Here is a 15,459-nt window from a genome sequence, read left to right as displayed (position 1 = left end):
GGGTAGAGTTCCAGGCTCAACTCCCTTGACCCGCACTTTGGAAATAGTGCATCGCTTCCTTGCGGATTCGCTTTAAGACCGGATGCTCCTCAACCTGCCGGTACGCCCCCAAGATTCTGTCCGCACCATAGAGCTCCCGCAAGCGCTTCCAGGCCTCGGCCATGTGAACTACGCGTTTCTCCTCATCGATACTTCTCGATTTACGGTGATAAACGAAGGTATTCGTGGCCACGGCGAGCTCAAATCCAGCCTCAACCGCCCTGAAACAATAGTCGTTCTCCTCCCCATAGAAGAACTTGAAGTTCTCCTCGTCGAAGTAGCCGATGCTGTCGATCACCTCCTTCTTGATGCCGAAGCAGAAGCCGTGGACGAGTGGCACACGGGGCACGAGATCAACATCGCTCCATGTTTCGCAGGCTCGGTCAAGGTCTGCAGGTGTGACTCCCTTCGGCAGAGCATTGATCGCCGTGTTCTTGCCGGTGCTTTTGATATCGGGAATCGATTGCGCTCCTGCCGCATTCGAGAGGGGCCCGACGATGCCGATCCGCTCGCTCCGGTTTGCCGCATCGAGAAGCTTCAGGGCCCAGTCCGCGCTCACAATCGTGTCGCTGTTCAAAAGAATGCGAAAAGCTGCAGTTCCAGCAGCAAGGCCCCGGTTCGCTGAACGCGTATAGCCCAGGTTCTGCTCGTTCTCGAGCAAGGTGACCCGATTTCGATTTGACGCGAAGTGGCGGAGGTAAGAGGTTGTCTCCTCGTCAGAACGATCATTAACGACAATGATCTTATGACTTGGCCCTAAGTTCGCCCATGCGGCCTCCAAGCAGAGGCGTACATCCTCTAGGGCATTGTGGACGCAAACTACGATATCGATAGCAACATCAGCTAAGGGCTCTAAGTGCCGATTTCTGACCTCGGCAAAGCTTGAGTTTGTAGAGGGACCGGCACGACGACCGAGCCTCAAGAGAGCCTCCGGGATCACCAAGGCCCGCGCGTAGCTGTGCCGGAAATAGAGGAAATCCTCATGATCCCTCACAGAGGCGCCCTGTGGTAGTAGCGAGGCGATATGCAGGCCAGGACAGCGATAGCTCACCCATGCAAGACCAAGCTGATCACGACGGCTGAAACGTTCGATCTGCTGCCACCAGAGGTGCAGAGCGTTGGCTGTGCCCCGGCTCCGCAGTGGAACGATCATGAAGCCGGTTTCGAACAACGGTTGTTTCAGAGGCAGGCCAGCCCTCTTATAGTCCTCGACCTGCTTGTCAATGAGCTTCGAAGAATCCTTCTTCAGTCGCTTGCAAGCCTCAGCCTCGTCATAAAAGCAGGCGCGATGCGGATGCGAGATCAGGCCAAGATCGGCACCTTGGCTCTCAACCATCTCGATATAGCCATGAATGTCGCCCTTTAGGATGATGTTGGCATCCAGCCAAACAGCCACCTCGTGACCCGGAAACAGTTCGTGGGGGTGCGTTTTGACCCACCGCGCAATTCTGGTCGGATCAGGATGGTAGTACGGAGCCGAGCGCATCTGCCAAACACCGTATTCGTTTCGTGGCCGATCCGTAAAACACACGTAATCAACGGACGGATTGATGCGCTCTGGGAGAAGCAGATTGTCGTACTCGCCGAATATTGCCGTATAGAAGACGATCTTGCGTCCTGTGGAAGCAGAGAGGCGGTAGGCAGAGATCTGCTCCTCAAGCTCGCTAGGAACATCCCACCGGTTGTCAAACAAGGCTTGCGCAATCGGCTTCGGCAGCATTGTCGCGAGTCCATCCTTCGTTCGGTCGAGGGTGCGCTGCACTCCCCCAGCCACGCCCGGGAGCGCCCGCGCCAAGGCGCGTAAAGGGCGCGTTACCGTCCAGGACAGGGAGCCCCGAAGCCCCCTGATCTCCGTCTCCAGCCCCCGAATGGTCGCCCGCAGTTTAGCAACCTCCTCCCTTTGGCACTGAAGCTGCTCCTGGAGAGAGGCTGTGTCCCGCTCAGCATCGAGATCTGCATCGTTGGGACGCGAGGGTCGAGCATCCTGGGTCATAGGTCACAGTCTCCCCGCTCAGGGCCCGCACGCCATGAGGGAACTACGGAACCGAGTGACCAGGGTGTAGATGTCTGCCTCATGTCCATGTCGCTCCTTCAACCACTCCTGCTGGAATGACATGCACGCTCGCTATTTGCCGTCGGTCCCCGTGGAGGCTGCGTATGTCTCAATGACCTCCTCGATGGGTCCGAATGCCTTGGCACGGCCATGCTCCAAGAGAAGGGCCTTATTGCACAGCTCCCGCAGTACTTTATTTGAGTGAGAGGCTAGGACCAGAAGCTTGGAGTCCCGCGCAAAGCTCTCCAGCTTTTCGTTCGCCTTCTTAAAGAAGCGGGCATCACCCGTCGCCACGACTTCATCCAGCAACAGGATATCTGTCTCAACATGGGTAGAGATGGCAAACGCCAACCGTGCGCGCATGCCCGAAGAGTAGGTGCGCATGGGCAGATCAAGGAAGTCGCCGAGCTCGCTGAACTCGGCGATCACATCCGCCTTCTTTTTCAACTCGGCCTTGCTCATCCCGAGAAAGAGACCGCGGATAAAGATATTGTCATAGCCGGTTGAGTCCATGTCCATGCCGAAGCCGAGGTTCAGCAGTGGCGCAACACGTCCTTGGATGGTCACGCGCCCATGGGTCGGCGCGTAGAGTTTGGCCATGACTCGCAATAACGTGGTTTTGCCTGCACCATTGTGACCCAACAATGCAAGGCGATCCCCGGGTCCCAGCGTGAGCGACAACTGATCCAAAGCCCGCACGATCATGTGACCGGACTGCCCCGATGACAGTTGACCACCGATAGGCCTCTCATCGGATGATCGACGCCGATCCGACTTCAAGGCTTGGACTGGGAATTCCAGTGTTATGTTTTCAAGCTTGATCAGCGCCATCGTTCGACCTCAAACCCAGAACGCGATCCGCCGGCGCCAATGAGCATAGATTGGCACAGCTATGCCCCAACCGAGCAGCGTGATCGCGATGGTCACGAACCAGATCAAAGAATGCGGCGCCTGCCCCAGCAACGGCGCACGCAGCACCTCGATAAAGTAGTAGAAGGGATTGAAGTCCACGAAGATCGTGCGGATTCCGGTGGCATCCTCGGGAAACCACAGGATCGGCGTCACGAAGAAGGCTAACCGCATGGCATTTGGGACCAACTGCCCCAAGTCTCGGTAGCGCACATTGATCAACCCAAGCAGAAGGGCAACCCATATCCCGTTGAGCAACACAAGTGCTAAAGCCGGCAGAAGGAGAACAATGCCTGGGAATGGCCACACCTGGAAGATCGCAAGCGCCGCAACATAAACGAGTGAGTTGAACGCAAGTATGATGAGGTTCTTCCAGAGAGCTTTGTAGACATACACTGTCTTTGGAACGGCGATCTCCCGGATGGCGGCGGCGTTACTGACGAAGGAGTCCTTGCCTTCAATCACCAGCGCCTGAAGGAATGCCCATATCATGTAGCCGGTAACAAGATGAGGGACATATTCGGACATGGGACGCCCCATGATCCCGCCATAGAGACTACCAATACATGTGGCGACGAAAGCCAAACTAAGCGTGTTCCAGAACGGCCCAATTCGTGAACGACGGTGGCGCGACTGCACATCCCGCCATCCGAGGGTCATCCACAGTTCACGCCAGCGCCAACCGTCGCGAACCTCCCGTAGTACTTCCAAAATGTTCGAACCGTCGGCTCTCACTTTGCTTCCTTGATTCCGTTTCAAATTTTCGAGCCGTCAATCCGAAACATAGAGCGGCTTTGATGACGAAGTGCATACCGATGGGTTGCAAGAGACTGACCGGGCCTCGGATAGCCTCAAATAACTCCAATTACGCCTTCACCACATTGCTGCGCTTTCCGAGATATCGCCCACGGGTGTCGACGATGAGCTTCGCGTGCTTTTCGATGGTGTCGTAGTCGAACCTGTCGTGATCCGTCGCCAAAAGCACTAGATCGTAGCTGGCCAGCGTCTCTGGCGTAAGTTCCACGCTTTCAAGATCGAAGGAATAGCGGCGCATCTTCGGGAAGCTCGGCACATGCGGGTCGCTGTAGTCGATCTGTGCACCCTTCGCTTGAAGCAGAGTCATCAGCTCGACCGAGGGCGATTCCCGCATGTCGTCGACGTTCTTCTTATAGGCGATGCCGAGAACGAGGATTTTGCTGCCCCGAACCGGCTTCTCTCGCTCGTTCAGAGCCTCGGTCACCTTCTCGATGACCCATTCCGGCATCGTGCTGTTGATCTCGCCCGCAAGCTCGATGAAGCGGGTATGGAGACCATATTCACGCGCCTTCCAAGTCAGGTAAAACGGATCGATCGGGATGCAGTGGCCGCCGAGCCCCGGGCCCGGATAGTAAGGCACAAAGCCGAATGGCTTGGTGGCCGCCGCACGGATGACCTCGTGGATGTCGATGCCCATCCGGTCCGCGATGATCTTCATTTCATTGACCAAGCCGATATTGACGGCACGGTGGATGTTCTCGAGAAGCTTTGTCAGCTCCGCAGCCTGGGTGGAACTGACAGGCACGACGGTGTTGATGACCTGCCCATAAAGAGCAAGGCCGACCTCAAGGCACGAAGGCGTGCTGCCGCCGCAGACCTTCGGGATCGTGTGGGTGGTGAACTTTGCGTTGCCGGGATCCTCGCGCTCCGGCGAGAAGACGAGGAACGCGTCCTCCCCGATCTTGAACCCGGCCTTCTCGAGCCGCGGACGCAACTCCTCCTCGGTCGTGCCGGGATAGGTGGTGCTCTCCAGGGACATGACCTGACCGCCTCGCATGTGCGGCACGAGGGCATCCACCGTGTTCAGAACGAAGCTGAGATCGGGCTCGCGATACTTGTTCAAAGGGGTCGGAACACACAGGATCAAGGCGTCCACGTCGCGGGCGCGCGAAAGATCGGCAGTCGGTTCAAAGCCGCTTTGAATCGCTTTCGCAATGCCCTCGGAACCGATATGCTCGATGTAGGTCTCACCCCGCATGAGAGCATCGACCTTTTCCTGGTCGATGTCGAAGCCCACAACCCTGTAGCCGACCTCGGAATAACGGAGGGACAGCGGCAGACCGACATAGCCCAGCCCGACGATACCGATCACGGCGGTCTTATCGTTCAGTTTTTTCAGCAGCGTGTCTTTGTGCATCGGAAATCTCGGCTTCAAGCGCGTAAGGTGGCGCGGTCCTTCTATAGGCGCATTGGTCCAGACCGCATACCTTCGGAAAGCGCCATAGTGCCGCGCCTGCCGTAAGGGAAGATGCTTACGGCCTGCAAGCCTGACCGGAGCACTTCGGCGCCGCTATACCTCTTTGGACTTTACCCAGCAACCCTTACCCTCAATCCGGCCCAGATCCCGGCAAACCCATCGTTGAAAACCCCGGGGTTGCCGGCAAAGGCGGTCAGCAGGCCTTGGCCCTCGCTTGCCGCGCCTCGGGGATCTCTTTACTAGGACGGCGAGATCCCGGAGACCATGGATGCATGTCTTAGCCGTTGCGGTAACGTACAATCCGGACATCGACTTGCTTGCCCGGGTTCTGGAAGCCGTTGCCTCGCAAGTTCAGGGCCTTGTCGTGGTCGACAATGGGTCGGCCAATGCGGAGGACGTGCGGCGGCTGGCTTCCGCAGCGGATGCGCAACTTATTGATAGTTCATCGAATTTGGGAATAGCCGCGGCACAGAATCGGGGCCTTGCCGTGGCCCGGGATGGCGGCTTCACTCACATCCTGCTCCTAGACCAGGATACAATTCTCGCACTTGGGATGGTCTCGGATCTGAGAGCGAACCTGAAGTCCCTTGAAGCCGAACAAGGCGGCGTGGCGGCCATCGGACCGGCTTATTATGAGCTGAACAGCGGGGTGCAGACCAGAGCCTACCGGGCCAGCGGCCCTCGCCTGTCCCGGATCTCCCTAAAGGGGGAAAAGCGGCCCGTGGCCAGCGACTTCATCATTGCTTCCGGCTCCCTGATCCCGCTGACGGTCCTGGAGAAGGTGGGCGGGTTCCGGGAAGACCTTTTCATCGATCTAGTCGATGTCGAGTGGTGCTTCCGGGCCCGCGCGGCCGGATACCGGAGCTTCCTGTCACCCACCGCGACGGTGGAGCACCGGTTGGGGAGCGGAACGGTCAAGCTCGGCGCGCGCCAGGTGGCCGTTCATGTTCCGATACGGAACTATTACTGGGTCAGGAATGCCCTCTGGCTCGCACGCCAGCCCTATACGCCTCTGGCCTGGCGGCTTTACTTCATCAGTCGTTGCTTGGCCTTTCTTGGAACCTACACGACCCTTGCCGATAAAAAGGCCCAGCGGCTGCGTCTGATGACCCGCGGCATTCGCGATAGCCTGACGGGCCGCTTCGGCCCTCTGGATCCATAAGCCCGAGGCTTCAGCCCACCTGCTGTTCGGCTTGAGCCAACCCCCATTCCAGGAGGCCTTCAGCCCGTTCGGGCGTTGGCGCCTCGACATAAACCCGCAGTTCCGGAGCATTCCCTGAGGCACGGAAATGCACGACCTCGCCGTTCCTGGCCGTCAGGCGGACGCCGTCCTGCCCGTCGAGCGCCGCCACGCCTCCCAGAGGCTCCATGAGGTCCTCGCGGAAAGCCTCATCCTGCTGCAACCGCGTCAGGAAGGCGCCGCTCCTTTCGCCCGGCACGTTCTTGAGGCGGTTGCTGGCCGCTGCCTTGAAGGCAAAGCCGGCTCCGACCTCCGCGAGGGACCTGCCCTGGGCCTTGGCCTCACCGAGGGCGCACAGGATCGGCAGCATCGCATCCCGGGTCGGAAGGGCGGCAAGGCTCCGGCCCTCCCGCACGATGTCGGAGCCGAGCAGAACGCCGCCATTGGCCTCGAACCCGACGACGGCCTTCGCCCCGGCGCGTATGGCCTCCGCCATGCCGGCGATGACATAGGGCGAGCCGACCCTGGTGCGAATCACCTGCGCAAAGGCGCCGCAGGCCTCCAGGGCGGAGTTGGAGGTCACAGGCGTGACGATCGCATCCGCTCCCAGATACCGGGCCGTGATGGCGCCGACCAGGTCGCCCCGCAGGAAGGAGCCGGCAGCATCGGAGATCAGGGGCCGGTCAGCATCCCCGTCGGTCGACACGATGGCGTCGAGTTTCTGCTCGCCGGCCCATTGCCGGGCCAGAACCTCGTCCTCCTCGCGCAGAGCTTCGGTGTCGACCGGGATGAAGCTCGTGGCCCGCCCGAGCGGCACAGCCCGCGCCCCCAGGCTCTCGATCATCCGGACGATTACGTCCCGCGCCACCGAGGAGTGCTGATACACGCCCACCGTCAGGCCCGACAGGGCCCCTGCTCCGAAGAAGTCCCGATAGCGATCCTGGTAGGCGGCGATCAGGTCGACCTCAGGGGCCTCGGCCTGGAACGTGCGGGCGCTCTCTGGAAGAGACGCAACGCCCAGCCGGGCGTGCCAGTCCAGAATGGCGGCCTCGTCCCTTTTGTCGATCTCGCCTTCAGCCCGGTAGAACTTCAGCCCGTTGCGGTCCTCAGGAATGTGACTGCCGGTCACCATGATGGCCGGGATGCCGAAACGCATGCCATGATAGGCAAGCGCGGGTGTCGGAAGGGCCCCGCAATCGAGCGGCGTGAGGCCGGCATCCTTCAGGGCGGCACAGCAAAGCCGGGCAATGCTGGGGCTGCTTTCCCGCAAGTCCCGCCCGACCAGAACACGGCCCTCGGACGCCGCTGCGGAACCGTCCGCCTTCAGCATTTCGGCGAAGGCTCGGGTGTAGGCATAGGCGGGCACGCCATTCAGTTCCACGACGAGGCCCCGCAGGCCGCTCGTCCCGAACTTGAGGGAAGATGAGACCGCTGTCGGAATGGAATCCATGCCAGATACCTTTGCGTTCTTTTCCATAACCCGACCATTTCACAGGCGAGCTTTTGCAGGACGATGAGAGTGAAACGAGTTTCGACTTGCCTGGACCAAAGTCAACGCATCCACTCGGTGCGCGCCGGTCACCCTCATGGAGAGAAGGTCAATTTGGACTACTACGAAGGCATTGTCGACTAAGCGAACCTGCCCCACAAGAGCCAATCAGGCCCAGCATCCCGTATGCGGAATTCGGAATAACCGCCACCTAGTCTGATCGCTCAGAGATCGACACCCATGCGGCGGTGTCAGCCGATTGCCGGATGGCGTCCAGAATCCGCATGTTTGCGAGCGCATCGTTCAATCCGTAGTCGAGCGGCGTGTCCCCCCGGATCGCACGGCTGAAAGCAGCACCCTGCTGCTCATACTGGTCGACGACCGGGAACTCGATAGACTTCGCCGAGAGCCCGCCATGGGCGGTTCCGTCATCGAGGAAAATCTGGGTCGGCCTGTCCGGAGGGGCGTTGAAGGGGATCTCGATTTCAACCCGCCCCCTGGTTCCGAGCATCTGGATCCGCTGGAACGGCACGGCCTGGGTCGAGACGGTGAAGGTCAATTGCCGGCCCTTGCCGAAGTCGAGAAGAGCGCTTGTGGTGCGATCCACCCCGTAGGTCGGATCGCGATCGACGAGAGCGATCGTGCGAATCGGCTCGGCGTCGAAGAAGTAGCGCCCGGCCACAACCGCATAGCAGCCGATGTCGAGGAGCCCTCCCCCGCCGATATCGGCCCTGTTGCGGATATTGCCGGGATCGACGTTGAAATACGAGAAGATGACCTGGATGGAGCGTAGCTCTCCAATATCTCCCTCTCGAATGATCTCACGGGCACGCTGCCATTGCGGATGGTGGCGGACCATGAAGGCCTCGGCGATCATCACCTGCGATGAGACCTGCGTTAGCCGCTCCGCCTCCTCCCTCGTGATGGCAATCGGCTTCTCGCACAAAACGTGCTTGCCGGCGGCCGCTGCCGCCAGGGTCATCGGCACATGCAGATGGTTGGGCAACGGATTGTAGATCGCCTCGATGTCCGGATCGGCCAGCAACGCCTCGTAGGAGCCGTATGCTTTTCCGATCCCGAGTTCCGCAGCCATCTCACGCGCGCCAACCTCGCTTCTCGAGCCGACAGCGACAACATCGCAGAGCGGACTCTTCATCATGCCGGGCACGACCTTCGTCCGACCGATCTTGGCCGTGCTCAGAATGCCCCAACGAACCGGCTGCATGGTGTTCTCCTCAGGTGTTGTGGCTATCGAACGGGATGCGGGTTTCAGACCGCCGAGCGACGCAGGGATTTGTAGTCCTTGTGCAGAACGGGCCCGGTCGTCTCGCGCTCCAGCAGCGTCACAGGCAGCCGGATGCTCCAGTCCTCAGGCTTCATCGCATTGTGGATCAGCTTCAGGAGAACATCCGCCCCGACGCATCCCAATTCATGCAGCGGCTGCCGAAACGTGGTGAGGGTGGGCTCCGTGTAATCCGCATATTCGATGCCGTCGAAGCCGATCACCGAGACGTCCTGCGGGACACGGATGCGTTCGGCGCGAACACGCTTGATGAAGCCGATCGCGCTCTCGTCGCAGGCCGCGAAAATTCCCGTGGGGCGATCCTTCATCTGCAGGAAGGCCTCCGCGGCCGACACCCCGGTCGAAAAGACGAAGGGCCCCTCCCAGCGCACGACATCGTCCTGGCTGAAACCGGCCGCGGCAATCCCCTCCTGAAACCCCGCGAAGCGCTCGACCTCGATGATGGAGCCGAGCGTGCCCGAAATGTAGCCGAACTTGCGGTGCCCGAGGCGAGCCAGGTACTCCACAGCCTGCCGGGCAGCCTCACGATCCTGAACGACGATATTGGGGATGCCGTCCTCATGAATGGCGGCGCACATGGCCACGATGGGCAGGCCTGAGTCCCGCATGCTGCGGGCGCCGTTCTCCGGGATGTAGCCGGTCAGCAGGAGAATGCCGTCCACCTGGCGCGACAGAGCCAAGTCGACATAGCGGGCCTCCCGCTCCCTGCGGTTGTCCAGATTGCCGATGATGATTCCGTATCCCGACTGGGTCAGCTCGTCGTCGACCCCGCGGAGGATCTCGGCGAAGACGGGATTGGTCAGCCTGGGGGCGATCACCAGCACGTTCATGGTGCGGCGCGTGCGCAGCTTTTGTGCCGTGCTGTTGGGGATGTAGCCGCTGCGCCGCACCGCCTCCATCACGAGATCGTGAGTTTTTTGCCGAACCTTGTCCGGATCGGACAGCACGCGGCTGACGGTGGCCGTAGACACCCCCGCAAGTCGAGCGACGTCGGCAATGCGTATCTCCTTGACGGCTCGCCACCTTTTTCGGCTCATGCAGGTTACCTCCGCGCCTTACGCAAGATACGTCACCCCCTATCAGGGATAATAACTTGCCACAACTTGCGTCTTGACTAATCTAAAAAGCGCATACAACCTATATCACAAGATGTAATCGATTACAAAAATCGATAAAACGCTTCTGGGAGGAAGCCATGAGCATGAAGACACGCGTCTCCGCGTATACCCTTTCTGTTGCCCTGATCTGGAGTTCCGGAGCCCTTGCCCAGCAGAAGGCCGAGGTCCTGCACTGGTGGACATCCGCCGGCGAATCCGCCTCCGTGAAGGTGTTCGCCGACCAGTTCAACAAGGCGGGCGGCACCTGGGTCGATAACGCCATCGCCGGCGGCGCCAATGCCCGCACGGCCGGCATCAACCGCATGGTGGGCGGCAATCCCCCGACCATGATGCAGTTCAACACCGGCAAGCAGTTCGACGAGCTGGTCAGCAATGATCTGGTGCGCGATGTCGACGCCCAGGCGAAAGCCGGCAAGTGGCGCGAGATCATGCCCAAGCCCATTGTCGATGCGACTGTGCGCGACGGCAAGTTCTACGCTGTTCCGGTCAACATCCATGGCCAGAACTGGATGTTCTACAACACCAAGATCTTCGCCGATGCAGGGCTTCAGCCCCCGAAGACTTTCCCCGAGCTGGTCGAGGCCGGCGAGAAGCTCAAAGCCAAGGGAATCATCCCGATCGCCCTGGGCGGCCAGCCCAATTGGGAGCACAACCTGTTCCGGGCCGTGGTTGTCGGCCACGGTGGAGCCGACATGTTCCGCCAGCTCTACGGCACCCGCAAGCCAGACGTTCTGAAGAGCCCCAAGTTCAAGGAAACCGTGGAACTCTTCGGCAAGATGCGCGGGCTCGTCGACCCGGGCAGCCCCGGCCGCAACTGGAACGACGCGACGGCGCTCGTCATCACCGACAAGGCGGCCATGCACTTCAACGGCGACTGGGCCAAGGGCGAGTTCATCGCCGCGGGTCAGACAGCCGGCAAGGAATATGGCTGCACCGTGGTTGGACAGGAGCCCAAGCTCGTAATCGGCGGCGACGTCTTCGTCTTCCCTGCGACGAAGGACAAGGCGACGCTCGCCACCCAGGACAAGCTCGTCGAGGTTCTCCTCGATCCAGCCAGCCAGCTCGAGTTCAACAAGAAGAAGGGTTCGATTCCGGTGCGCATGGATGTGGACGTGTCCTCCATGGATGTCTGCGCCCAGAAGTCCCACGCTATCCTGAAAGATCCGGCGAACCAGGTGGAAAGCATGGAGATCCTGAGCCCACCGAACTTCTCGGGCGCGATGCAGGATGCCGTGACCCAGTACTGGAATAACCCGAACATGACGGCGGATACCTTCATCGAGAAGATCACCAGCGCCATGCGCGACGCAGGCTAAAACCCTTCGGCTCGCCCCTGGGGCTGGGGCGAGCCGTTCACCGCCGATGCTTGAATCTTCTCGACGGGATCTTCCGAATGGACACCATTTCGATCCGCGCCCCCAGCATGCCTTCAGGCAGCACGAAAACCCGACGCCGTGCTAGAATGCGCTTGCCTGCGGCCATCGCCCTCCTGCCGACTGCGCTCATCGTTCTTGTCGTCTATATCGGCTGCATGCTGTGGACCGTGCGGCTCTCGTTCACGAGTTCGACCCTTCTGCCCAAGCTCGACTGGGTCGGCTTCGCGCAATACAGCCGCCTCTTCGCCAATGACCGCTTTCTGACGTCAGCCTCGAACATCGTCATTTTCGGCACCCTGTTCATCTCGGGCTGCCTCATCATCGGCTTTCTGCTCGCCGTCTTCATCGACCAGAACGTGCGCGGCGAAGGCCTTTTCCGCACGGTCTTTCTCTATCCCTATTCCATGTCGTTCGTTGTCACGGGTGTCGCCTGGCAGTGGTTCCTCAATCCGGGCCTCGGCCTGCAGAAGCTCGTCCGCGACATGGGGTTTGAAAGTTTCACGTTCGACTGGCTCGTGAACCAGAGGATGGCGATCTACACCATCGTGATCGCTGGCCTCTGGCATGGCGCCGGCCTGACCATGGCGATCATGCTGGCGGGCCTGCGCGGCGTCGACAAGGATCTCTGGAAAGCCGCAAGGGTCGACGGCATCCCCACTTGGCGCGTCTACACCTCCGTGGTTCTGCCCCTCCTCCGGCCCATGGTCGTCACCGCCGTCGTGCTTCTCACGACCGGGGTCGTGAAGCTCTACGATCTCGTCGTCGCCATGACCCTGGGCGGTCCCGGCATCGCCACCGAGGTGCCGGCCAAGTTCGTCATGGACCACCTCTTCGAGCGCAACAACATCGCTCTCGGCACGGCTGCCGCGACCATCATGCTGATCACCGTCATCGCGGTCTTGGCCCCTTGGGTCTACGTCCGCTACGTCCGTCCGCAAGGGAGGCACGCATGAGCGCCGCCGTGCCGCAAGGCCGCCGTCCCCGCCATCTCACCGTCGGCCGCCTCGGTGTCTATGCCTTTCTGGTGACCGCAGCCCTGTTCTTCATGCTGCCGCTCTGGATCATGGTCGTGACATCGCTCAAGCCCATGGAGGAGATCCGGCTCGGCAACATTCTGGCCCTGCCTGCCGCCATGACCTTCGAGGCCTGGTCCAAGGCTTGGTCCTCCGCCTGCACAGGGCTCGAATGCAACGGCATCAGTGTCGGGTTCTGGAACTCGGTGCGCATCCTGATCCCGTCCGTGATCCTCTCGATCATCGCCGGCGCCATTAACGGCTATGCGCTGTCGTTCTGGCGGGTCAAAGGCGCTAACGTCATGTTCGGCGTGCTGCTGCTCGGCGCCTTCATCCCGTACCAGGTCTTTCTCTATCCGCTGGTGCGCATCTTCTCGCTGACGGGCATCTACAACTCGCTCACCTGCATCGTGCTGGTCCACGTGATCTTCGGCCTGCCGACCATGACACTCCTGTTCCGCAACTACTATGCGGGACTGCCCATCGAGCTGTTCAAGGCGGCGCGCATTGACGGCGGCGGGTTCTGGTCGATTTTCTTCCGGGTGATCCTGCCCATGTCAACGCCGATCCTAGTGGTCGCGACCATCCTGCAGGTCACGGGCATCTGGAACGACTTCATCTTCGGCCTGACCTTCGCGGGCCGCGAGAACCTGCCCATGACCGTGCAGCTCAACAACATCGTCAATTCAACGCAGGGCGAGCGCGCCTACAACGTCGACATGGCAGCCACCATGCTGGCGGCGCTCGTTCCGCTCGTCGTCTACTTCGTGTCCGGACGCTGGTTCGTCCGCGGCATCGCCGCCGGCGCTGTGAAGGGGTAAGCCATGTCCACCGTTTCCGTTCGTGATGTGACCGTCGCCTTCGAGGCCGTCCAGGTCTTCGACGGCTTGTCTCTCGACATCCAGGAGGGCGAGTTCATCGTGCTGCTCGGCCCTTCCGGCTGCGGCAAGTCCACCCTGCTCAACGCCATCGCGGGACTGCTCGACGTGGCGGAGGGGCAGATCTGGATCAACGGCAAGAACGTCACCTGGGAGGAGCCGAAGGACCGCGGCATCGCCATGGTGTTCCAGTCCTATGCCCTCTACCCGCGCATGAACGTCCGCGAGAACATGTCGTTCGGCCTGAAGATGGCGAAGACGCCTCGACCTGAGATCGAGAAGCGCGTCGCCAAGGCGGCCGAGCTCCTGCAGATCACGCCCCTCCTCGACCGGCGGCCGGACCAGCTCTCCGGCGGTCAGCGCCAGCGCGTGGCCATCGGCCGGGCTCTGGTGCGCGATGCCGCCGTGTTCCTCTTCGACGAACCTCTCTCCAACCTCGATGCAAAGCTGCGCAACGAGCTGCGCGTTGAGATCAAGCGGCTGCATGCGCGGCTCGGCAAGACTACGATGGTCTACGTCACGCACGACCAGATCGAGGCCATGACGCTGGCCGACCGTATCGTGGTGATGAAGGAGCAGAAAATCCAGCAGATCGGCACGCCCGACGAGATCTATCACCGCCCGGCCAACCTGTTCGTGGCCGGATTCGTGGGCTCGCCGCAGATGAATTTCGTCAAAGGCCGCCTCGAGAACACCGGGGAAGGCCTGAGCTTCCTGGCCGGCGATCGCCGCGTGCCGCTCTCCGGCTACCCGTTCATGACGGCCCCATCCGCCGGTCAGGACGTGGTGCTCGGTGTGCGCCCGGAACACCTTGAGATTTCAAGCACCGGGATCTGGCCCGGGTTCACGGTCGACATCGTCGAGCCCATGGGTGCCGATACGGTGATCTGGTGCAGCGACGGCGCAGGCTCCGTTCAGGTCCGCACCTCCGGATCCCGCCGGGCGACGCCGGGCGAAAGCGTGACACTCCATGTCGACCCCACCCAAGTCTCGCTGTTCGCCGCGGATTCCGGCGAGCGCCTTTGACGATACCGAGCTTGCGACAGGCCTCGCACACGGCCTGTCGCGCCCGCTTTCCTGAACCCTGAGGACCCTATGAGCGTCACGGATAGGCTATCCATCCAACTCTACACCTTGCGAACCCTGGAGGATCTGGACCTGATCCTGGATACGGTCGCCGATGCCGGCTATCGCTACGTGGAGACTGTCGGTTCGCATCTCGACAAGGCCGCCGAGGTTCGCGCGAAGCTTGATGCGCGCGGCCTGAAAGCATCCTCCAGCCATGTCAGCATGGCGGCCCTGCGCGAGAAGCCGGAGGCAATCGTCGAGGCCTGCCGCACCCTGGGCCTCACGCACCTCTACATGCCGGCCGTTCCCCCTGAGGAGCGTGACATGGCCGCTGACGGCTGGCGTGCGCTCGGCAAGAAGCTCGGGCAGATTGCGGAGCGCTTTCAGGCACAAGGCATTCGCCTCGGCTACCACAACCACCATTGGGAGCTGAAGCCGAAAGACGGCGCGAAGACCGCGCTCGAACTGATATTCGACGCCGCCGGTTCGAGCCCCCTTGCCTGGCAGGTCGACGTAGCCTGGCTCGTGCGCGGTGATGCGGATCCCAAGGAATGGATCGAACGCTACCGCAACAAGGTCACCGCCGCCCATGTGAAGGACATCGCGCCCGCTGGCCAGAACGAGGACCAGGATGGCTGGGCCGATGTGGGCTCCGGCGTTCTGAACTGGCGCGACCTCTGGCGCGTGTGCCGCGAGGCTGGAGCCGAATGGATGGTGGTCGAGCACGACAAGCCATCCGACCCGGCGAAGACCGCCCGCGCCAGCTTCGACTTCCTGCGCTCCATCGAAGGTTAACGATC

13 protein-coding genes are annotated in these 15,459 nt (G+C 61.1%); 6 read left to right on the top strand and 7 right to left on the bottom strand.

The window, feature by feature from the left end:
- Positions 1–16: 16 nt before the first annotated feature.
- From JAO75_RS20765 to JAO75_RS20750, 4 genes are all read right to left on the bottom strand, one after another.
- Positions 17–1,801, bottom strand: coding sequence for a glycosyltransferase domain-containing protein (locus JAO75_RS20765; RefSeq protein ID WP_210340347.1), 1,785 nt, complete (start codon positions 1,799–1,801; stop codon positions 17–19).
- Between the two features lie 363 nt (positions 1,802–2,164).
- Positions 2,165–2,923: an ABC transporter ATP-binding protein gene (locus JAO75_RS20760; protein ID WP_199051054.1), complete on the bottom strand. Its 759-nt coding sequence runs from the start codon at positions 2,921–2,923 to the stop codon at positions 2,165–2,167.
- A 9-nt stretch (positions 2,924–2,932) separates the two neighbouring features.
- Complete coding sequence (locus JAO75_RS20755) at positions 2,933–3,736, bottom strand: ABC transporter permease (RefSeq protein WP_199051053.1); 804 nt, start codon at positions 3,734–3,736, stop codon at positions 2,933–2,935.
- A gap of 130 nt (positions 3,737–3,866) precedes the next feature.
- Entirely contained in the window at positions 3,867–5,174 is a 1,308-nt protein-coding gene (locus JAO75_RS20750) for a nucleotide sugar dehydrogenase (protein ID WP_199051052.1), read from the bottom strand.
- A 328-nt stretch (positions 5,175–5,502) separates the two neighbouring features.
- Here JAO75_RS20750 and JAO75_RS20745 point away from each other — a divergent pair, with 328 nt between their 5' ends.
- Positions 5,503–6,396: a glycosyltransferase family 2 protein gene (locus tag JAO75_RS20745; protein WP_199051051.1), complete on the top strand. Its 894-nt coding sequence runs from the start codon at positions 5,503–5,505 to the stop codon at positions 6,394–6,396.
- 10 nt (positions 6,397–6,406) lie between these two features.
- On the opposite strand, the gene JAO75_RS20740 is transcribed toward JAO75_RS20745, so the two are convergent.
- From JAO75_RS20740 to JAO75_RS20730, 3 genes are all read right to left on the bottom strand, one after another.
- On the bottom strand, positions 6,407–7,864 hold the full coding sequence (locus tag JAO75_RS20740) for a phosphomannomutase (RefSeq protein ID WP_199051050.1): 1,458 nt from the start codon (positions 7,862–7,864) through the stop codon (positions 6,407–6,409).
- A gap of 250 nt (positions 7,865–8,114) precedes the next feature.
- Positions 8,115–9,128 carry a Gfo/Idh/MocA family protein gene (locus JAO75_RS20735; protein ID WP_199051049.1) on the bottom strand — a complete coding sequence of 338 codons (1,014 nt, stop codon included), beginning with the start codon at positions 9,126–9,128 and terminating at the stop codon, positions 8,115–8,117.
- Positions 9,129–9,172: 44 nt separating this feature from the next.
- Positions 9,173–10,243: a LacI family DNA-binding transcriptional regulator gene (locus JAO75_RS20730; protein ID WP_246742634.1), complete on the bottom strand. Its 1,071-nt coding sequence runs from the start codon at positions 10,241–10,243 to the stop codon at positions 9,173–9,175.
- A 158-nt stretch (positions 10,244–10,401) separates the two neighbouring features.
- Here JAO75_RS20730 and JAO75_RS20725 point away from each other — a divergent pair, with 158 nt between their 5' ends.
- The 5 genes from JAO75_RS20725 to JAO75_RS20705 all read left to right on the top strand — a co-directional run bounded on the left by JAO75_RS20725 (position 10,402) and on the right by JAO75_RS20705 (position 15,454).
- Positions 10,402–11,640 (top strand): ABC transporter substrate-binding protein, encoded by a 1,239-nt coding sequence (locus JAO75_RS20725; protein WP_199051047.1) that lies wholly within the window; start codon positions 10,402–10,404, stop codon positions 11,638–11,640.
- Between the two features lie 77 nt (positions 11,641–11,717).
- Positions 11,718–12,653 carry a carbohydrate ABC transporter permease gene (locus JAO75_RS20720; RefSeq protein ID WP_199051046.1) on the top strand — a complete coding sequence of 312 codons (936 nt, stop codon included), beginning with the start codon at positions 11,718–11,720 and terminating at the stop codon, positions 12,651–12,653.
- Positions 12,650–13,534, top strand: coding sequence for a carbohydrate ABC transporter permease (locus tag JAO75_RS20715; RefSeq protein ID WP_199051045.1), 885 nt, complete (start codon positions 12,650–12,652; stop codon positions 13,532–13,534). The genes JAO75_RS20720 and JAO75_RS20715 overlap by 4 nt, the downstream gene beginning before the upstream one ends.
- Positions 13,535–13,537: 3 nt before the next feature.
- Complete coding sequence (locus JAO75_RS20710) at positions 13,538–14,617, top strand: ABC transporter ATP-binding protein (RefSeq protein WP_199051044.1); 1,080 nt, start codon at positions 13,538–13,540, stop codon at positions 14,615–14,617.
- 69 nt (positions 14,618–14,686) lie between these two features.
- Positions 14,687–15,454 carry a sugar phosphate isomerase/epimerase family protein gene (locus tag JAO75_RS20705; protein WP_199051043.1) on the top strand — a complete coding sequence of 256 codons (768 nt, stop codon included), beginning with the start codon at positions 14,687–14,689 and terminating at the stop codon, positions 15,452–15,454.
- The last annotated feature ends 5 nt before the right edge of the window (positions 15,455–15,459 follow it).

The sequence above is a fragment of the Microvirga splendida genome, from assembly GCF_016427565.1.
GTDB lineage: Bacteria > Pseudomonadota > Alphaproteobacteria > Rhizobiales > Beijerinckiaceae > Microvirga > Microvirga splendida.
The sequence above is the reverse complement of the archived record's forward strand: the minus strand, read 5'-3'. Positions and strand labels throughout refer to the sequence as shown.